This window comes from Pseudomonas sp. B14(2017) (assembly GCF_002113255.1).
Classification (GTDB): domain Bacteria; phylum Pseudomonadota; class Gammaproteobacteria; order Pseudomonadales; family Pseudomonadaceae; genus Aquipseudomonas; species Aquipseudomonas putida_Z.
This window is the reverse complement of the sequence record NZ_NEJY01000016.1, coordinates 150,298-169,396: the sequence shown is the minus strand read 5'-3', so window position 1 is coordinate 169,396 and position 19,099 is coordinate 150,298. Positions and strand designations below refer to the sequence as shown.

Here is a 19,099-nt window from a genome sequence, read left to right as displayed (position 1 = left end):
GGCTTGGGCTAGAGGGGCTGGCGGGGTGGCAGGTAGTTTGTGGTGGGCGGTGGTGGTGCGGTGTGCGCATTTTCAGGGCAGCTGAATGGTTGCCTGTACCGGCCCTTTCGCGGGCTTGCCCGCTCCCACAGGTACGGCGCAGCTTTCAGGTTCTGTGGTGCACCTGTGGGAGCGGGCGTGCCCGCGAAAGGGCAGGTACAGGCAACAACGCTACATCGGCAACAACCGATCCTGAATCACCTCTTTCATCACCAGGGTCGAACTCAACCGCTTCACATTGGGAATGCTGGTCAGCTGCTCGTCATACAGCTTCTGGAACGCCGGCAAATCCTTGGCCACCACATGCAGCAGGTAATCCGGGTCGCCAAACAGCCGCTGCGCCTCGACGATCTGCGGGATTTCGGCCAGCGCCGCTTCAAAGTCCGCTACCGGCTGGCGAGTGACTTCGCGCAGGGTCACGAACACCAGCGCGGCAAAGTTCAGCCCCAGGGCGCTCGGCGCCAGGCGGGCGTGATAGCCAAGAATCGCCCCTGATTCCTCCAGCGCCTTCAAGCGCCGATGGCAGGGCGACAGGCTGAGCCCCACACGGTCTGCCAACTCGGTCACCGATAGCCGACCGTCTTTTTGCAGTTCGGCAAGGATTTTTCGATCAGTCCTGTCCATCGAGAAGGATCTTCCAGTAATTGAGGGCTGTTGGGGAATATACGAAAGAAAATCCCTCGGCGGAATCCGTAATCTTTCGTCATCCCAAAGCAGTGGAAAAAGGAAGATTCAAGTGGCTCTCAGTGTTCTGACGGCGTTCTGGGCCGTGTCGATGCTGTTCGTGATTACCCCGGGCGCGGACTGGGCCTATGCCATTTCGGCCGGCATGCGCGGGCGCTGGGTGATGCCCGCGGTGGCGGGGATGTTGTCGGGGCATTTCCTCGCGACCCTGGTGGTGGCGGCCGGGGTCGGCAGCCTGCTGGCCGGCCACCCGCTGGCGCTGACCTTGCTGACCCTGGCGGGGTGCAGCTACCTGCTGTGGCTGGGTGGCAACCTGCTGCTGAGCCCGGCATTGCCGGCGGCCGGGCAGGATGGTGCGGGGGAGTCGGGGTCCCGCTGGGCATTGAAAGGGTTTTGCGTCAGTGGCCTGAACCCGAAAGTGTTTTTGCTGTTCCTGGCGTTGTTGCCGCAGTTCACCGACCCGCAGTCGAGCTGGCCGGTGCCGTTGCAGATCTTGCTGCTGGGCCTGGTGCACCTGTGCAGCTCGCTGGTGATCTATTCGCTGGTCGGTTATGGCGCCAAAGCCGTGCTGAGCACCCGGCCGGGGGCGGCGAAGCTGGTCGGGCGGGTGTCGGGGGTGGCGATGATCACGGTGGCCCTGGGCTTGATAGCGGGTCAAATAAGTTGAGTTCACTGGCCTCATCGCCGGCAAGCCAGCTCCCACGGGTTCAATGCCGGGCCTGAGCCATGCGGGGTACTTGTGGGAGCTGGCTTGCCGGCGATGAGGCCAGTACAGACGACAGACAAAGCCTCGGATAAACTCGCAGCACTTCAACGCACAACCAGGATGTGCCCCATGCCCGAAACCACGCAACTGCTCACCTTCGCCCTGATCTGCCTCGGCATGGTCCTGACCCCAGGGCCGAACATGATCTACCTGATCTCCCGCTCGATCTGCCAGGGCCGCAAGGCCGGGCTGATTTCGTTGGGTGGTGTGGCCCTGGGCTTCGTCATCTACATGTTCTGCGCCGCGCTGGGCATCACCGCCCTGGTGATGGCCGTGCCTTTTGCCTACGACGCGCTGCGCATCGGTGGCGCGCTGTACCTGTTGTACCTGGCCTGGCAGGCGCTGCGCCCTGGTGGCCGTTCGCCGTTCCAGGTTCGCGACCTGCCTGCCGACAGCCCGCGGCGGCTGTTCACCATGGGCTTTGCCACCAGCCTGCTCAACCCCAAGATCGCCGTCATGTACCTGTCATTGATGCCGCAGTTCATCGAGCCGGGGCATGGCAGTGTGCTGCTGCAGTCGCTGGTGCTGGGGTCGACGCAGATCGCCATCAGCGTTTCGGTCAATGCACTGATCGCGATCATGGCCGGGTCGATCGCCGTATTCCTCGCCGGTCGCCCGCTGTGGCAGCAGGTTCAGCGCTGGCTGATGGGTACGGTGCTGGCGGGCCTGGCCGTGCGCATGCTGGCCGAAGGACGGCGTTGACCGCTAGGCCTCAGGCGGCGGCTCCTGGGGCAGGTACAAGGTAAAGGTGGTGCCCTGGCCCGGCACACTGTTCACCTGCACATCGCCCCCGGACTGCTTGGCAAAACCGAACACCTGCGACAGCCCGAGCCCGGTGCCTTCACCTGGTGCCTTGGTGGTGAAGAACGGGTCGAAGATGCGCTCCAGCAGTTCGGCGGCAATGCCGACACCGCTGTCGCTCACCGAAATCGCCGCGAACTGGCCCGGCTGTGGCGCCTGGCCGCGCAGGGCGGGCAGGCGCTGGTCGGCCTGCAGGCGCAGCTGCAAGGTGCCTTCGCCGGCCATGGCATCGCGGCCGTTGAGCATCAGGTTGATTACCGCGGTTTCCAGCTGGTTGATGTCGGCGCGGATATGGCAAGGCGCCTGCGGCAACTGCAGCTCGACCTGGATCCGCGCACCGGTGGCCGTGTCGAGCATGTCGGCCATGGCCTCCAGCCGGGGCCCGGCCTCGAACACTTGCGGGCTCAGGGCCTGGCGGCGGGCGAAGGCCAGCAACTGGCCGGTCAGCCTGGTACCGCGGTCGACGGTGTCGGACATGGTCTTGAGGTAGCGCTCGCGGCGCTGTGCGTCGAGGTTGGGGCGCTGCAGAAAATGCAGTGACGAGCGAATGATGGTCAGCAGGTTGTTGAAGTCATGGGCCACGCCGCCGGTCAGCTGGCCAATGGCTTCGAGCTTCTGGGTCTGGCGCAGCACGGCTTCGGTATGCAGCAGTTGGGTGGTGCGTTCGTCGACGCGCTGTTCGAGGGTGGCATTCAGCGCCTCCAGTGCCGCCATGGCCTCGCGCACTTCGGTGTGGGCCTGCACCCGCTGGACATGCGCCCAGGAGCGCTCGGTGACTTCGCTGATCAGCGCCTGTTCATAGTGGGTCCATTCCCGTGGCGCCTTGTCGTGGATGGCCATCAGCGCGGTCAGCCGGCCGCCTTTGATCAGGGGCATGCAAATGGTCGCGGTAATGCCGATGGCCTGGAAGGTGGCAGCTTCCTCGGGGGACAGCTCGCTCAGGTTGTCCTGGATGACCAACGGCAGGCCACTGCGCAGGCGGCCGAGCGCCAGCTTGCCGAAATCCTGCAAGCGATAGCGGCCCAACAGATGCGGCGAGCCGGGCGCCACGGCGTCACCGCAGATGGTGAAACCGTCTTCGTCGGGCTCCATCACCGCATAGGCGCAACTCGACAGTTGCAGGTGCTCGACCAGCATGCGCGTGGTAGTGGCAAGGATCTGGTCCGGGTCGGTGGCGTCGGCCACGGCACGGCCCAGGTCGTCGAGGAATTTCAGGCGCTGGTTGGCGAGCACGCTGGCGGTGGTTTCGGTGACTGTATCGAGCATGCCCAGCACCTTGCCGTCGTGGTCGCGGATGGGGCTGTAGCAGAAGGTGAAATAGGCCCGTTCGGGGCCGCCGTTGCGGTCGATGACGAGCGGGAAGTCTTCGATGTACACCGCCTCGCCGGCCAGGGCGCGGTTGGCCATGTGGCCGATGTCGGCCCAGGCTTCCTGCCACACGGCGCGGAAGGGGATGCCCAGGGCCGAGGGCTTTTGCCCGAGTATCTGCGAGAAAGCGTCGTTGTGCAGGGTGAGCAGGTCAGGGCCCCAGAGCACGGCTTGCGGGAAGCGCGAGGCCAGGCACAGGGCCAGGCTGGTTTTCAGCGAGTCGGGCCAGTGCTGCAGCGGGCCCAGTGTGGTGGCGGCCCAATCGTGGTTGCGGATGCGCTCGGCCATCAGCCCGCCGCCGTCTAGCCATTTTGCCATGTGCTCTGCTGGTCCTTTTGCGTAAGGCCTTAAGGGTGCATCCAGCATAGACGTTTGGCGAGAATTTTTGGTGGCTGTACCGGCCCTATCGCCGGCAAGCCAGCTCCCACAGGACTGCACATGACATGAAGTCGATGCGGTGCAGGTGGGAGCTGGCTTGCCGGCGATAGGGCCGGCCCAGGCTAGCGAATGAAGTGCACCTTGCCAGTGTCGTCATTGCCCATGTAGATGCCATAAACCCCGGCCTGCCGCTCGAGGATATAGCGCTCGAGAATCTGCCGGATTGCCGGGTAGTAGATTTCGTCCCATGGGATCTCGTCCGGTTCGAAGAACCTGTACGCCAGCGTTTCCGCCCCGTACTGCCCGGTTTCCTCGGTGGCGATGGCGCGGAAGATGATGTAGACCTCGCTGATCTTCGGGACGCTGAAGATCGAGTACGGCGAGACGATTTCGGCGCGTACGCCGCTTTCTTCCCAGACCTCGCGCAGGGCCGCCTGCTCGGTGGTTTCGCCGGCCTCCATGAACCCGGCCGGCAAGGTCCAGGTGCCGGGGCGCGGCGGGATGGCGCGCTGGCACAGCAGGTACTTGCCATCACGCTCGATGATGCAGCCGGCGATGATCTTCGGGTTGATGTAGTGGATGTAGCCGCAACCGGTGCAGTGCAGGCGTTCGTGGGTGTCGCCTGTGGGAACGCCCCGGGCCAGTTCCGTGGTGCAGTGCGGGCAGTAGCGCGGGGCGTTGGGCATGATCGGTGGCCTGTGGGTGGCTTATATGCGTGGGTCCTTCAAGGCCAGGGGCTCGACCATCTCGCGCACCTTGACGTTGTCATCCTGCTTCTGGCGCAGGTAGTCCAGGGCCACCTTGGCGGCGGCGCGGACGTGGTCGACCGAGGCCTGGTGGGCAACCAGCGGGTCGCCGCTCTTGATCGCCTCGACGATCTTTTCCATTTCGCGGTTGCTGGCGCCGCGGCGGTTCTCCTGCGACACCGAGGTGGCGCGCAGGTAGCTGATGCGCGCCTGCAACTGGCGCAGCTGCTGGGCCGCCACCTGGTTGCCGGAGCCTTCCAGCAGCACATCGTAGAAGCCTTGTACAGAGTCCAGCACCTGTTGCAGTTCGCCTTCCTCGAGGGCTTCGCGGTTGACCTCCAGCGCGCGTTCCAGGGCGCGGATGTCCTTGGCCTTGGCGTTGAGGGTGAACAGCTGCACGATCAGGCCTTCGAGCACGCAGCGCAGCTCGTAGATGTCGCGGGCGTCTTCCAGGGTGATGATGGCCACGCGCGGGCCCTTGGCGTCGGCGAATTCCACCAGGCCTTCGGATTCCAGGTGGCGCAGGGCTTCACGCACCGAGGTGCGGCTGACGCCGAGGCGGTCGCAGAGGTCGCGCTCGACCAGGCGGTCGCCTGGCAGCAGGTGGAAGTTCATGATCGCGGCGCGCAGCTTGTCGAGCACGATTTCGCGCAGGGTAACGGGGTTGCGGTTGACCTTGAAGCTGTCGTCGAGTGGCTGGCGTTTCATCAAGTGCGCTCTTAAAGAGGCTGCCCGGCCGCAACCGCAACAGCACCACGAACCTTGGGTGCTCCTTGCGTGGGTTCGAACAGCCCGGTGTTAACGGGTTGACTCCGCATCGGCTTCAGCGAACGCTTCGCGGGCCAGGCGGAAACTGTCCACCGCCGCGGGCACGCCGCAATAAATGCCGACCTGGAGCAGGATCTCGCGAATCTGTTCACGGCTCAGGCCATTACGCAAGGCGCCGCGAATGTGCAGCTTGAGCTCGTGGGGCCGGTTGAGCGCGGAAATCATGGCCAAGTTTATCATGCTGCGCTCTTTGAGCGACAAGCCTTCGCGGCCCCAGACGTGGCCCCAGCAGTATTCGGTGACCAGCTCCTGCAACGGCTTGGTGAAGTCGTCGGCGTTCTGGATCGAGCGGTTGACGTAGTCTTCGCCCAGCACCTGGGTGCGGATCTGCAGGCCTTTTTCGTACTTTTCATTGCTCATGTGCAGTACTCCGGAATAAAACAGGGGACGCAACCGAGGGTGAGACGATAACGCGGCCCCTAAAAAAGGGTGAAACAGGGGCCGCTGTGCGGCCCATCGCCGGCAAGCCAGCTCCCACAGATACAGCGAAGGGCCACAGGCCTGTGGAATCCCTGTGGGAGCTGGCTTGCCGGCGATGGGCTGCACGGCAGCCCCGGCGATCTCAAGGTCAGCCCAGGGGCGGCAGGGCGCCCAGCTTGCCCTTGTGGTAGACCATCGGGGTCACCGGCTCGGCCGGCAGCACCAGGTTCTTCACCGCGCCAACGATGATCGCGTGGTCACCGCCGTCGTACTCGCGCCACAGTTCGCACTCGATGATCGCCGTGGCCTTGGCCAGCAGCGGGTTGCCCAGCTCGCTCAGGTGCCAGTCGATGCCTTTGGCCTTGTCCTTGCCCTTGCCGGCGAAGGCATAGGCCTCGGCGGTCTGGTCGGCGGACAGCAGGTGAATCGCGAACTGCTTGCTGTCACGCAGGATGGGGTAGGTGTCGGAGGCGTAGTTGGGGCAGAACAGCACCAGCGCCGGGTCGATCGACAGCGCGCTGAACGCGCTGGCGGTGATGCCGACGATGCCACCGTCGGCGTCGAGGGTGGTGACCACCGTGACGCCGGACGGGAAGGAGCCCATCACGTCTTTGTAGATGCCTGGTTCAATCATCTTGTGCTACCTCTTAGCGCATCACAAACGGGTCGGGCATCGGCGCGGTGGACAGGTTGATCCACACCGTCTTCAGCTCGGTATAGGCCAGCACCGAATCGATGCCGCTCTCACGGCCGTAGCCGCTGTTCTTGAACCCGCCGATCGGCGCCATGGCCGACACGGCACGGTAGGTGTTGACCCAGATGATCCCCGAACGCACGTCGCGGGCCAGGCGGTGGGCACGGCCCAGGTCGCGGGTCCAGATGCCGGCGGCCAGGCCGAACTGCGAGTCGTTGGCGATGGCCAGGGCCTCTTCCTCGGTCTTGAAGCGGATTACCGCGGCAACCGGGCCGAACACCTCTTCCTGCATGATGGTCATCGAGTTGCTGTCGCACTCGAACAGGGTCGGCTCGTAGAACCAGCCGTCACCCTCGACTTCGGCGCGCTTGCCGCCCATGTGCAGCTTGGCGCCTTCGGCCTTGGCAGCGGCCACCAGGCCTTCGACCACGGCCAGCTGTTGCGCGGTGGCCATGGGGCCCATTTCGCTGGCATCGTCCTGCGGGTTGCCGATGCGGATGCGCTTGGCGCGAGCGATCAGGCGTTCGACGAACTCGTCGAAGATCTCGTCCTGCACCAGCAGGCGCGAGCCGGCCACGCAGCTTTGCCCGGAGGCGGCATAGATGCCCGCCACGGCGCCGTTGATGGCGCTGTCCAGGTCGGCGTCGGCGAAGATGATGTTCGGCGACTTGCCGCCCAGCTCCAGCGACAGCTTGGCGAAGTTCTCGGCGCTGCTGCGCACCACGTGGCGGGCGGTGGCGGCGCCGCCGGTGAAGGCGATCTTGCGCACCAGCGGGTGGCGGGTCAGCGCCGCGCCGGTGCTGGGGCCGTAGCCGGTGACCACGTTGACCACACCAGCCGGGAAGCCGGCCTCGAGGGCCAGGCGGGCCAGCTCGAGGATGGTCGCCGAGGCGTGCTCGGACGGTTTGAGCACGATGGTGTTGCCGGCGGCCAGGGCCGGGGCCAGCTTGATTGCGGTGAGGTACAGCGGGCTGTTCCACGGGATGATCCCGGCGACCACGCCGATCGGCTCGTGCACGGTGTAGGCGAACAGGTCGGGCTTGTCCAGCGGCAGGGTGCCGCCTTCAAGTTTGTCGGCAAGGCCTGCGGTGTAGTGGAAGAACTCTGGCAGGTAGCCGACCTGGCCGCGGGTTTCGCGGATCAGCTTGCCGTTGTCACGGCTTTCCAGCTGGGCCAGGTGTTCCTTGTTTTCGGCAATCAGGTCACCCAGGCGACGCAGCAGCTTGCCGCGCGCGGTGGCGGTGATGCTGCGCCACTCCTTGCTGTCGAAGGCACGCTGGGCGGCCTGCACGGCCAGCTCCACATCGGCCTCGTCGGCGTCGGGCAGTTGCGCCCAGGCCTGGGCGGTGGCCGGGTTGAGGCTGTCGAAGGTCTTGCCGCTCTGGGCATCGCGCCATTGGCCGTCGATGCACATCTGGAAACGAACGAGGGTCATGCAACAATCCCCTTGGCGGATTCGGTGAGGGTGCGGGCCTGCGCGAGGAAGTCCAGCAGCATCTTGTTGACTTCACGCGGTGCTTCCACCGGCATCATATGCCGTTGCTCGGCGAGGACCACGCTGTGCGCGCCAGGAATGCTGGCGGCAAGCTGGCGGGTCATGGCCGGGGTGGAGCCCGAGTCGAGTTCGCCGGTGGCGATCAGCGTCGGCACCTGGATGCTGGCCAGGTCGGCGGCGCGGTACATGTCCTGGGTGGCGAACAGCGAGTAAGTGGTGTGGTAGCCCTGCGGGTCGTTGCTCGCCAGCACCTGGCGAATGGCGGCGACCTGCGCCGGGTTGGCAGCCTTGTATTCACGGCTGAACCAGCGGTCGAGCGCGGCGTCGACGTTGGCGTCGGGGCCCAGCTGCGCAGCCTGGGCGGCGCGGGCGATAACGCCGGCACTCTGCTCGGGGGTGCGGTTGAACACGCTGTTGAGCACTACCAGTGCGGCCAGGCGCTGCGGGTAGCCGAGGGCGAACGCCCGGGCGACCAGGCCGCCCATGGAGAAGCCGATCACGGTGGCTTGCGCGATCTGCAGGTGGTCGAGCAGTTCGGCGAGCTGGGCGGCATAGCCTTCCAGGCCGATGTCCGCGGCCGGCAGTGCGCTCTGGCCGTGGCCGAGCATGTCGTAGGCGATGACGCGGTAGTCGTTGGCCAGGCCAACGAACTGACCGCCCCACATTTCCTTGTTCAGGCCCACGCCGTGGATCAGTACCACGGGTTGGCCCTGGCCGACGGACAGGTAGCTGGTGCCGGCGGGTGTGCGTTCAGCGACAGGCTGAATCATGGAGGGCGCTCCTTGAAGGTCGGGCGCGGCGGGTAAGCACGCCACGCCCCGGCCCGTCTTGGTTGTTGTTATTGAGCGTTGGCTTTTTCGGCAGCCAGTTCTTCCAGGTCGATGTAGCGGTTGCCGATGCGCGGGTGCAGGCGGCCGCCGTCGGAGGCGCCCAGGACCACGACGATTTCATCGGCGCGCGGGGCATCTTCGATCTGCATTTCCAGGGTGATGTAGTGCGAGCGCAGGCCTTCGTCGTCCTTCTGCATCATCGGGATCTGGATCGAGGTGCCCGGGCCGCCGCGCTTGTTGGTGAAGCTCAGGTAGCTCTTGGCCTGTACCGCTTCGCGGTAGTGGTTGCCGAAGCGCAGGGTGTGGATCACCGCCGAGGCGTGTTCGATTTCGCCGTCGGCACCGACGACTGCGGCCTTGCCGTAGGCTTCGATCTTGTCGGCGCCGCCGATGGCTGCAGTCAGGCGCTCGACCATCAGGGCACCCAGGTCCGAGCAGTTGGCACGGATTTCCGGCTTCAGATCTTCAACGAAACCGCGACCGGCCCATGGGTTCTTGATCACGACGGCCAGGCCGACCATGGTCACCGGCTTGTCGGTGGCCTTGCCGCCTTCGATGCGGGTCTCTTCGGAGTAGGTGACGATCTTGCGGATTTCGAAACTCATGGGTGGCTCCTGGTGAGGGTTATCAGCTCTTGTTGTCTGATGGTATACCATAATATTTGTTGTGCAAGAGGTGGCTGGAAATTTCTCTTGCGAGGGGACGAAAGGTGGCCTGATGCCTTGATTCCTGTGGTTTCTGTGCTGGCCTTTTCGCGGGCTCGCCCGCTCCCACAGGGATCGCACGGCATTCATGGCCTGTGTTGTCCCCGTGGGAGCGGGCAAGCCCGCGAAGAGGCCGGTGCAGGCTTCAAAAAAAAGCCCGCTCACGCGGGCCACAGGGCCCACGGGAGCGGGCGCGTCCCGCAATGTTTCAGGTAATGGGAAATCAGGCGAACGCCGGCACCACTTCCTTGATGAACAGCTCCAGCGATTTCTTCTTCTCGGCGTGGGGCAGGCTGTTGTCGCACCAGAAGCTGAACTCGTCGACGCCGAGTTCCTGGTAGTACTTGATACGCGCGATGATCTCTTCCGGCGTGCCGATCATGGTGTTCTTGCGGATGTTCTCCAGCTCGAACGCCGGCACTTCGGCGAACTTCGATTCCGGGCTCGGCTCAAGGAAACCGTTGACCGGGGTGGTCTTGTTGCCGAACCAGGCATCGAAGGTGCGGTAGAAGCGCGAGATGGCCTGGGCGCCGACTTTCCAGCCTTCCGGCTCGGCCGGGCTGTGCACGTGGGTGTGGCGCAGCACCATCAGTTGCGGGCGCGGCACGCCCGGGTTGTTGTCCAGGGCAGCCTGGAACTTGTTCTTCAGGTCCAGCACTTCCTCGTCACCCTTCATCAGCGGGGTGACCATGACGTTGCAGCCATTGGCCACGGCGAAGTTGTGCGAGTCCGGGTCGCGGGCGGCGATCCACATCGGTGGGGTGGCGTTGAACGGCTTCGGCACGCTGGTGGATGTGGGGAATTTGTAGACTTCGCCGTCATGGGCGTAGTCGCCTTCCCACAGCTTGCGCACCACCGGCACCATTTCGCGCAGGGCCTTGCCGCCGTCGGTGGCCGGCATGCCGCCTGCCATGCGGTCGAATTCGAACTGGTAGGCGCCACGCGCCAGGCCCACTTCCATGCGGCCATTGCTGATCACGTCGAGCAGGGCGCATTCGCCCGCCACGCGGATCGGGTTCCAGAACGGCGCGATGATGGTGCCGGCGCCCAGGCGGATCTTGTCGGTGCGCGCAGCCAGGTAGGCCAGCAGCGGCATCGGGCTTGGCGAAATGGTGTATTCCATGGCGTGGTGTTCGCCGATCCACACGGTGCTGAAACCGCCGTTCTCGGCCATCAGGGTCAGTTCGGTCAGGTCTTCGAACAGCTGGCGGTGGCTGACCTGTTCATCCCAACGTTCCATGTGCACGAACAACGAAAATTTCATGGGGCTTTCCTCAACGCTTGAAAGGGGCTGGCGCCAGGCAGGGTTGGCACCAGCGGTCTCGATTCAGAATAGGCTTCAGGCAAAGGCCGGCAGGCTGGCCATTTTGCCGCGGCAGTACACCATCGGCCGTGGCGCCTCTTCAGGGACGATCAGGTTGTGCACCTTGCCGACCATGATGGCGTGGTCGCCACCTTCGTATTCGCGCCACAGTTCGCATTCGATGACCGCGGTGGCACCGGCCAGGATCGGGTTGCCCAGTTCGCTCAGGGACCACTCGATGCCGCTGGCCTTGTCCTTGCCCTTCTTGGCGAACGCATAGGCCTCGGCCTGCTGTTCACCGGACAACAGATGAATGGCGAAGCGCTTCTGCTTGATCAGCACGGGGTAGGAGTCGGAGGTGTAGTTGGGGCAGAACAGCACCAGCGGCGGGTCCATCGACAGGGAGGAGAAGGCGCTGGCGGTCAGGCCGACGACCGAACCATCGTCGTCCAGGGTGGTGATGACGGTAACGCCGGACGGGAAGGAGCCCAGGACATGCTTGTAGACGGTTGCGTCGATCATCTGGTGTACCTCTATAGGGCTGCGGTGGTCCGCGGTTTTTATCGTTGATGTGTCTGATGGTATACCGTAATACCTATTTTGCAAGCGGAATTTTCAAGCGAGGGTATTGCGCGATGAACGGCTCAAGCCCGCGTATACCGTGGCTTTGAGCAGTGAGGCGGTTTGCCGCAGGGGTTGCGCGAGCGGATCAGTGGGCGTTTTTTCCTACGGATCAGTGTTGTCAAAAGTTTGGAATACCATAATATGGTCCGCAGCTGAGAGGCCGCCTAGATGCGGTTTCCTTACAAAGATAAAAACGACCTTTCGAGCTGAATCCTATGTCCCAACCGTCGTCGCAACACCAGTTTGTCGAGAATCACACGGTCGATTACGTTCCACCTGCCGAGCGCCACGGGAAGGCGCGCGACCTGTTCACCCTCTGGTTCAGTACCAACATCGCGCCACTGCCCATCGTCACCGGCGCCATGGTGGTCCAGGTGTTCCACCTGAACCTGTTATGGGGCCTGGTCGCCATCGTGCTGGGCCATCTGGTCGGGGGCGTGGTCATTGCCCTTGCTTCTGCGCAGGGACCGCAGCTGGGCATTCCGCAAATGGTGCAGAGCCGTGGCCAGTTCGGCCGCTACGGCGCCTTGCTGATCGTGTTCTTCACCGCGCTGATCTATGTCGGTTTCTTCATTTCCAACATCGTCCTGGCGGGCAAGACCATCCACGGCATCACCCCGAGCGTGCCGATGCCGGGCGCGATCGTGATCGGTGCGCTGAGTGCCACCGCCATTGGCGTGATCGGTTACCGCTTCATCCACATCCTCAACCGCATCGGTACCTGGGTGATGGGTTCGGCGTTGCTGGCCGGTTTCATCATGATGTTCGCCCAGGAACTGCCGGCCGACTTCTTTAGCCGTGGCGCGTTCAACCTGTCGGGCTTCATCGCCACCGTGTCGCTGGGTACCATCTGGCAGATCAGCTTCTCGCCGTATACCTCCGACTACTCGCGCTACCTGCCGCGTGAAGTGGGCATTGCCAAGCCGTTCTGGGCCACCTACTTCGGCGCTACCCTGGGCACCATCCTGTGCTTCAGCTTTGGTGCGGTGGCGGTGCTGTGCGTGCCGGAAGGCACCGATGCGATGGACGCGGTCAAGCAGGCCACCGGCTGGCTGGGCCCGATCCTGATGGTGCTGTTCCTGCTCAACATCATCAGCCACAACGCCCTCAACCTGTATGGCGCGGTGCTGTCGATCGTGACCGCGATCCAGACCTTCATCGCCGAGTGGACGCCGAGCATCAAGGTGCGGGTGGTGCTGGCTGCGGTGATTCTGGTGGGCTGCGGCATGGTCGCGCTGAATGCCTCGGCGGACTTCATCGGCCAGTTCATCGGCCTGATCCTGGCATTGCTGCTGGTACTGGTGCCGTGGGCGTCGATCAACCTGATCGACTTCTACCTGATCAAGAAGGGCCAGTACGACATCGCCTCGATCTTCAGTGCCGACGGCGGCATCTATGGCCGCTTCAACCACCACGCGATCATTGCCTATGCCTGCGGCATCCTGGTGCAGCTGCCGTTTGCCAATACGTCGCTGTATGTGGGGCCGTATTCCAATATCGTCGAAGGGGCTGACCTGTCGTGGCTGTTCGGCTTGCTGGTGACGGTGCCGCTGTATTACTGCCTGGCGACCCGGGGCAAGGCTGCCGAGAAGGCGGGGCGGGTTGTGAGTGTCAATGACTGACAGATTGGCGTTGCTGTAACAGGGGCTGCTTTGCAGCCCATCGCCGGCAAGCCAGCTCCCACAGGTTTCATGTTGCCCTTGCAGGCTGCACTAACCCTGTGGGAGCGGGCGTGCCCGCGAAGGGGCGCAACGCGGCCCCGGCTATTTCAGCTCAAACCTTGAACTGCGCCACCAGGCCATTCAGGTCCACCGCCAACCGCGACAGATCCTGCGCCGCCGCACTGGTCTGGTTGGCCCCCGCCGATGTCTGCATGGCCAAGTCGCGAATGTTCACCAGGTTGCGGTCCACCTCCCGCGCCACCTGCGCCTGTTCCTCCGAAGCGCTGGCAATCACCAGGTTGCGCTGGTTGATCGAGGCAATCGCCTCGGCAATCACCTCCAGCGCCTGACCGGCGCCTTGCGCCACCTCCAGCGTGCCGCTGGCGCGGCCCTGGCTGCTGTGCATCGCCGTCACCGCCCGCTCGGTACCGTTCTGGATCCCGGCAATCATCTGCTCGATCTCGGCGGTCGACTGCTGGGTACGGTGGGCGAGGGCGCGTACCTCATCGGCCACCACGGCAAAGCCACGGCCCGCCTCGCCGGCGCGGGCCGCTTCGATAGCGGCATTCAGCGCCAGCAGGTTGGTCTGCCCGGCAATCGCGCCAATCACGTCCAGCACGCGGCTGATCTCGTTGGCATTGTTGGCCAGCTGTTCGATCTCGGTCGAGGTTCCGGTCACGTCAGCCACCAGATGCTGGATGGACGCCAGCGCCTGGTTGACCCGGTCGCGGCCATCACGGGTGGTCTGGTCGGCGCCCTTCGAGGCGTCGGCGGTGCTGACGGCATTGTTCGCCACTTCCTCGACCGCCGCAGTCATCTGGTTGACGGCGGTGGCCGCCTGGTCGATCTCCGCGCTTTGCTGGTGCAGGCCGCGGCTGGTGTCTTCGGTGACGGTGTGCAGTTCCTCCGAAGCCGAGGCCAACTGGTCGGACGAGGCGGCGATCTTGCGGATGGTGTCGCGCAGGCTGCCCTGCATGCGGCCCAGGGCGCGCAGCAGCAAGGCTGGTTCGTCGTGGCCGATTACACGGATGTCCTGGGTCAGGTCGCCGGTCGCCACGCGTTCGGCCACGCTCACCGCATCGGCCAGCGGCACGACGATACTGCGAGTGAGCACGGTGGCAATGGCGACCAGGGCCAGCATGATCACCAGCAGCGAGACAATGATCGCGGTGAACGCTTCGTCAGCCACGTCGCTGCTGCGCTGCGAGGCCTGTTCGGCACCTTTGCCGTTGTAGGCGATCAGCGCGGCCATGGCCTGCATCATGCTGTCGGCGCGCTGGGTCAGGGGGCCGTTGATCTGCTGCCTGGCGTCTTCCATGCGGCCAGCAACAATATCCTGCAGCACGCGTGTCTGCAGCTCGAGGTATTGCTGGTGCGCGCTATTGAAGGTGTCGAACAGGGCGCGGTCATCGGCGGCGGTGATGGTACCTTCGTATGCCTTCAGGCCATCCTTCATCTTGCCATTGGTGCCGTCGAGCAACTGCAGGTTGCGGCTGCGTTCGCTGGGGTTGTCGTCCAGTGCGGTACGCAGGGTGAGGGCGCGGGCGCGGCCAAGGTTGCTGCTGATTTCGCTCAGGGCCACCACGGCGGGCATCCAGTTGACCCGGATTTCGTCCGTGGCCTTGTCCATCTGCCGGGTCTCATAAAGTGCGGCAAGGCCCATGAACAGGACCAGGATACCCAACAGGGCGAACACGCAGGCAGCGCGAATGCCGATCTTCAAATTCCTTAATTGCATGACATGCTCCTTGACGGTGGCGTGCAGGCCCTCAGGAGCTTGGGCGGATGGCCGGGTCACCGGGTGTGGCGCCAGGCTCTGGAAGCGCTGCGGATTCAGTTGTGTGCCTCACCCTCTTGAATTCTTTTTGATTTGAATGATGCCATATGGCCATCATTTTCGAACAGTCATTTCATGTCATGACATCAAAAGACAAAACCGCCATCAGGTGGCGGTTTTATCAGATTGCTGCGGTCAGACGATCGCGATGAGCGGGTCAGCAGCGGCCAGTGCCAGGGCGCGATCAGCTGCTGGCGGGTAGATCCACACCGAGTTGATCTGGCGCTTGAGGTCTTTGCCTTCCTGGCCGTGCAGCTTCAGTTCGCGCTCCCAACCCTCGCTGAACGTCGCGCCCCATTCGCCCAGGTCCAGGCAGGTGACGTACTTGGGCTGGCGGTACACCACCGGCTGCAGGCCGAGCAGGTCGGCCGCGGCGTTGTTGCCGGAGTGGCGGCCCATGGGGATGGCGTGCTGGCAGGTCATCAGGGCGTGGTTGCCCAGTTCGTCGACAGCGGCCCAGGCAGTATCACCCGTGGCGTACACATGGTCCTGGCCCAGCACCTTCAGGTGGCTGTCCACTTTCAGCCGGCCGAAGTTGTCGCGCTCGCCGGCAACCTGTGCGGTCAGCGGGCTGGCCTTCACGCCAACGGTCCAGATCACGGTGTTGCTGGCGATATGCTCACCGTTGTCCAGGGTAACGCCACCGGCATCGACCGCTACCACCGAGGCCCCGGCCTTCCACTCGACCCCGGCTTGTTCGCAGGCGGCGATGATCGACGGCGTGATACCCGCGCCCAGCGCCGCACCAACTTGCGCACCGCGGTCGACCACCACCACCCGCACCGCTGCACTGGCGCCGAGGATGGCACGCAGGCGGGCAGGCATTTCCGTGGCGGTTTCAATACCCGTGAAGCCACCGCCACAGACCACCACGGTGTTGCGTGCAGGCGAAGCGGGCTGGGCGGCCAGGCCGACCAGGTGCTGTTCCAGGCGCATGGCCGATTCCATCTGGTCGACATCGAATGCATGTTCGGCCAGGCCAGGCACTGCCGGGCGTGCGACCTGGCTGCCGGCGGCAAGGATCAGGCGGTCGTAGGCGATCTGTTGCCGGTGCCCCTGGGCGTCGGTGTAGCTGACGCTGCGCCCTTCGGTATCGATGCTGTAGGCGTTGCCCGGGATGAAGTGAATGCCCACGGCTTCGAACAGCTCGCCCAGCGGGGCCTTCATGCCGTGCACGTCGGCCTCGTAGAAGCGCGGGCGGATGCGCAGTTCAGGCTGTGGAGCGAGGACGCTGATGTTGATGTCGGCACGCTGGGCCTGATCGAGCAGGCGCGCAGCGCTCAGGGCGCTCCATACGCCGGCAAAGCCGGCACCGATGATGAGGATGTTCGATTTCATGAAGGTGCTCCGCAAGGTTCGAAAGGGGCTTCGAGGGCGGGTTGTGTGCCTCTCGAATAACTACGACTGTATTGATCGTAGTTTGTGCGTGCAAGTCTTTTTTCCAACAGGCCGACACCCTGCCGCACCATTTCGTGGCTCGAATAGCTGTATTTACTGGGCTTAAGGGAAAAACAAGGCCGACCGGCGGCAGCTTTGCGCTTTGCGGTGCGGATGCTATCGGCGTATTATTTGCGACAAGATTGGTCGGAGATAGATATGTCGCTCTACAGTGCTGGCGTCGAATACGGTATCCATTGCCTGCTGTTCCTGGTGGACGAGCGGGGCGACTCGCGTGAGTCCAGCGTGCGCGACCTGGCGGAGTTGCAGGGTGTACCCCAGGAGTACCTGGCCAAGGTCTTCACCAAATTGGCCCGTGCCGGACTGGTGGCCGCCACCGAGGGCGTGCGTGGCGGCTTCCGGCTGGCGCGGCCGTCGGATGAAATCACCGTGCTGGATATCGTCAATGCCATCGATGGGCCAAAGAAGATCTTCGACTGCCGCGAAGTTCGCGAGCGTTGCAGCCTGTTCGAGGGTTCGCCGCCGGGTTGGGCGACCGAGGGCACCTGCGCAATCCATGCGGTGATGCTGGGTGCGCAGAAGCGCATGGAAGAGGCCCTGGCGCAGCAGACCATCCTTGATCTGGCGCGGCGGTTCGGGCGCAAGGCGCCGGCCGAGTTCGGGCAGAAGGTCAATGCCTGGATGGGTGAGCGGCGGGAGGGCAAAGGGGCAGGGGATATTCCGGTCAGTCAGGTCTGAATCTGCTGCCAGTGCCGGCCTCTTCGCGGGCTTGCCCGCTCCCACAGGAATCGCACAATTGCTGAAATCTGTGGGGTACCTGTGGGAGCGGGCGAGCCCGCGAAGAGGCCGGTACAGAAATAACGCGTTCAGCGCCCCTCATGCTGCCGCCGATACGCCCCCGGCTGCACCCCCACCGCCTTGGCGAACGCCCGGGTAAATGCCGCCACCGACTGATACCCCACCTGCGCCCCCACCTGCTCCACGGTATGCCCAGCCCGCAGCAACTGGCTGGCATGGCGCATGCGCAACGCCAGCAGTACTTGCCCCGGCGACTGTCCCGCCAGTTCATTGAAACGCTTGAAAAACGCCGACCGCGACAACCCGGTGCAGATGGCCATGCTTTCCAGCGTCCACGCTTGCCCCGGTTGCTCGATCAGCTGCTCCAGCAACCCGGCAAACGCCGGTTGCCGGGCGAGGGCGACCAGCCCGCCCAGCGATTGCCCGGCATGCACCTGCTGGCGCAGCACATACAGGAACAACAAGTGCGTCAGCCGCTCCAGCAACGCCTGTGACGGCCCGGTGGCGCGCCGGCATTCCTCCAGGATCAGCTCGAACAACGCCCGCGCCGCATGCCCGGCCGGTTCATCGGCGCGCAGCAGTATCCAGTCGGCCAGGCCGTCGACGATCAGCGCCGACAAGCCCGGCCTGAAGTGGAAGAAACCACATACCAGCCCCACGCCATCGACCGCATCGGCGTCCATGGCCTGCATGGGCTGGCGTGGCTGGGCGCAGGCACTGGCCGGGTCCTGGTCGCTGGCCAGGCGATAGCCGAGGTCGCGCAGCAGGAACACCGCATCGCCGGCCTCCAGGCGCAGTGCTTCGGGCTGGCCGTCGATGTGCAGCCAGCAATGCCCTTGCACCACCAGGTGGAAGCTGGCCCGGCCCATGCCTTGGGTGCTGGCGTGCCAGCCGCCGCAGTAGCGGCCCACATGGAACAGGCTGGCATCGAGCTCCAGGCCCTCTAATAACCAATCGACAAGGTGGCTGGACGAAATCATCTAATGCAAAGACTCAAGAGCAAGGAAAGGCGACTGATGAATATGGAGGGTAGTTCTTATAACCAACAGACTGTAGTGACACCCATCAAAGGAGACCACTCCATGTCCTCGCGCATTACTTTACACACGCTGCAGAGCGCCCCGGAAGCGGCCCGTCCGTTCCTCGAGAACGCCCAGAAGAATTCCGGCTTCATCCCCAACCTGCTGGGCGTGCTGGCCAATGCCCCGGCGGCGCTGGAAACCTACGTGACCGTTTCGGCACTCAACGGCAAAGCCGAACTGAGCCTGGCCGAGCGTGAAGTGGTGCAGCTGATTGCCGCCACCCAGCATGGCTGTGACTTCTGCGTGGCCGGCCACACGGCCGTGGCCCTGAACAAGGCCAAGCTGCCGCAGGAGGTGGTCGATGCCCTGCGTGCTCGTGGCGAGCTGCCCGATGCCCGGTATGAAACCCTGGCCGCGTTCGCCCGCGAAGTCATCGCCACCCGTGGCAATGTCAGCGAGGCCACTTACCAGGCCTTCCGCGCAGCCGGTTTCAGCGAAGGCAACGCCCTGGAGGTGATTCTGGGCGTGAGCCTCGCAACCCTGTGCAACTTTGCTAATGTGTTCGCCCAGACGCCGCTCAATGACGAGCTCGGCAAGTACCGCTGGCAACCTTCTGCATGATCCGCGCGTGACACCGGTCGTACCGCGATCGTTGCAGGAGCGGCCTTGTGCCGCGAATGGGCCGCCAAGCGGCCCCGGCGTT

At 64.3% G+C, this 19,099-nt stretch carries 19 protein-coding genes; 5 read left to right on the top strand and 14 right to left on the bottom strand.

Annotated elements, in window-relative coordinates:
• Positions 1-210 precede the first annotated feature (210 nt).
• A complete protein-coding gene (locus CAG34_RS17975) occupies positions 211-663 on the bottom strand; it encodes an Lrp/AsnC family transcriptional regulator (RefSeq protein ID WP_015270735.1) in 453 nt (150 codons plus the stop codon).
• A 112-nt stretch (positions 664-775) separates the two neighbouring features.
• Here CAG34_RS17975 and CAG34_RS17970 point away from each other — a divergent pair, with 112 nt between their 5' ends.
• The gene (locus CAG34_RS17970; protein ID WP_015270734.1) at positions 776-1,390 is read left to right on the top strand and encodes a LysE family translocator; all 615 of its coding nucleotides are present in this window, start codon (positions 776-778) and stop codon (positions 1,388-1,390) included.
• Positions 1,391-1,558: 168 nt separating this feature from the next.
• Positions 1,559-2,191, top strand: a complete 633-nt coding sequence (locus tag CAG34_RS17965; protein WP_023660833.1) for a LysE family translocator — start codon at positions 1,559-1,561, stop codon at positions 2,189-2,191.
• Positions 2,192-2,194: 3 nt separating this feature from the next.
• On the opposite strand, the gene CAG34_RS17960 is transcribed toward CAG34_RS17965, so the two are convergent.
• The 10 genes from CAG34_RS17960 to CAG34_RS17915 form a co-directional block, all read right to left on the bottom strand.
• Positions 2,195-3,976 carry an ATP-binding protein gene (locus CAG34_RS17960; protein WP_085591603.1) on the bottom strand — a complete coding sequence of 594 codons (1,782 nt, stop codon included), beginning with the start codon at positions 3,974-3,976 and terminating at the stop codon, positions 2,195-2,197.
• A gap of 182 nt (positions 3,977-4,158) precedes the next feature.
• On the bottom strand, positions 4,159-4,722 hold the full coding sequence (locus CAG34_RS17955; protein ID WP_013973032.1) for an NUDIX hydrolase: 564 nt from the start codon (positions 4,720-4,722) through the stop codon (positions 4,159-4,161).
• Between the two features lie 21 nt (positions 4,723-4,743).
• The gene (locus CAG34_RS17950) at positions 4,744-5,490 is read right to left on the bottom strand and encodes a GntR family transcriptional regulator (RefSeq protein ID WP_013973031.1); all 747 of its coding nucleotides are present in this window, start codon (positions 5,488-5,490) and stop codon (positions 4,744-4,746) included.
• Between the two features lie 90 nt (positions 5,491-5,580).
• On the bottom strand, positions 5,581-5,970 hold the full coding sequence (locus CAG34_RS17945; RefSeq protein ID WP_008100863.1) for a carboxymuconolactone decarboxylase family protein: 390 nt from the start codon (positions 5,968-5,970) through the stop codon (positions 5,581-5,583).
• Positions 5,971-6,178: 208 nt separating this feature from the next.
• Entirely contained in the window at positions 6,179-6,664 is a 486-nt protein-coding gene (locus CAG34_RS17940; RefSeq protein WP_003258675.1) for a flavin reductase family protein, read from the bottom strand.
• Positions 6,665-6,677: 13 nt separating this feature from the next.
• Entirely contained in the window at positions 6,678-8,159 is a 1,482-nt protein-coding gene (locus CAG34_RS17935; protein WP_015270730.1) for an aldehyde dehydrogenase, read from the bottom strand.
• Positions 8,156-8,989, bottom strand: coding sequence for an alpha/beta fold hydrolase (locus CAG34_RS17930; protein ID WP_025338790.1), 834 nt, complete (start codon positions 8,987-8,989; stop codon positions 8,156-8,158). Before CAG34_RS17930 ends, CAG34_RS17935 begins: the two co-directional genes overlap by 4 nt.
• Before the next feature lie 68 nt (positions 8,990-9,057).
• A complete protein-coding gene (locus CAG34_RS17925; protein ID WP_003258678.1) occupies positions 9,058-9,654 on the bottom strand; it encodes an amino acid synthesis family protein in 597 nt (198 codons plus the stop codon).
• A gap of 322 nt (positions 9,655-9,976) precedes the next feature.
• Positions 9,977-11,017, bottom strand: a complete 1,041-nt coding sequence (locus CAG34_RS17920; RefSeq protein WP_025338791.1) for an LLM class flavin-dependent oxidoreductase — start codon at positions 11,015-11,017, stop codon at positions 9,977-9,979.
• 75 nt (positions 11,018-11,092) lie between these two features.
• Entirely contained in the window at positions 11,093-11,578 is a 486-nt protein-coding gene (locus CAG34_RS17915; RefSeq protein ID WP_063913663.1) for a flavin reductase family protein, read from the bottom strand.
• A 317-nt stretch (positions 11,579-11,895) separates the two neighbouring features.
• On the opposite strand from CAG34_RS17915, the gene CAG34_RS17910 reads away from it, so the two are divergent.
• Positions 11,896-13,302 (top strand): cytosine permease, encoded by a 1,407-nt coding sequence (locus CAG34_RS17910; RefSeq protein ID WP_025338792.1) that lies wholly within the window; start codon positions 11,896-11,898, stop codon positions 13,300-13,302.
• Positions 13,303-13,453: 151 nt separating this feature from the next.
• On the opposite strand, the gene CAG34_RS17905 is transcribed toward CAG34_RS17910, so the two are convergent.
• Together CAG34_RS17905 and CAG34_RS17900 are read right to left on the bottom strand one after the other, a co-directional pair.
• The gene (locus tag CAG34_RS17905) at positions 13,454-15,079 is read right to left on the bottom strand and encodes a methyl-accepting chemotaxis protein (protein ID WP_085591601.1); all 1,626 of its coding nucleotides are present in this window, start codon (positions 15,077-15,079) and stop codon (positions 13,454-13,456) included.
• A 234-nt stretch (positions 15,080-15,313) separates the two neighbouring features.
• Positions 15,314-16,516, bottom strand: a complete 1,203-nt coding sequence (locus CAG34_RS17900; protein WP_085591599.1) for an NAD(P)/FAD-dependent oxidoreductase — start codon at positions 16,514-16,516, stop codon at positions 15,314-15,316.
• A gap of 258 nt (positions 16,517-16,774) precedes the next feature.
• Between CAG34_RS17900 and CAG34_RS17895 the strand changes: the two genes are divergently transcribed.
• On the top strand, positions 16,775-17,314 hold the full coding sequence (locus tag CAG34_RS17895) for an Rrf2 family transcriptional regulator (protein WP_003259245.1): 540 nt from the start codon (positions 16,775-16,777) through the stop codon (positions 17,312-17,314).
• Positions 17,315-17,442: 128 nt separating this feature from the next.
• On the opposite strand, the gene CAG34_RS17890 is transcribed toward CAG34_RS17895, so the two are convergent.
• On the bottom strand, positions 17,443-18,354 hold the full coding sequence (locus tag CAG34_RS17890; RefSeq protein ID WP_085591598.1) for an AraC family transcriptional regulator: 912 nt from the start codon (positions 18,352-18,354) through the stop codon (positions 17,443-17,445).
• Between the two features lie 102 nt (positions 18,355-18,456).
• Between CAG34_RS17890 and CAG34_RS17885 the strand changes: the two genes are divergently transcribed.
• Positions 18,457-19,017: a carboxymuconolactone decarboxylase family protein gene (locus tag CAG34_RS17885; RefSeq protein ID WP_003259243.1), complete on the top strand. Its 561-nt coding sequence runs from the start codon at positions 18,457-18,459 to the stop codon at positions 19,015-19,017.
• Positions 19,018-19,099: the final 82 nt, after the last annotated feature.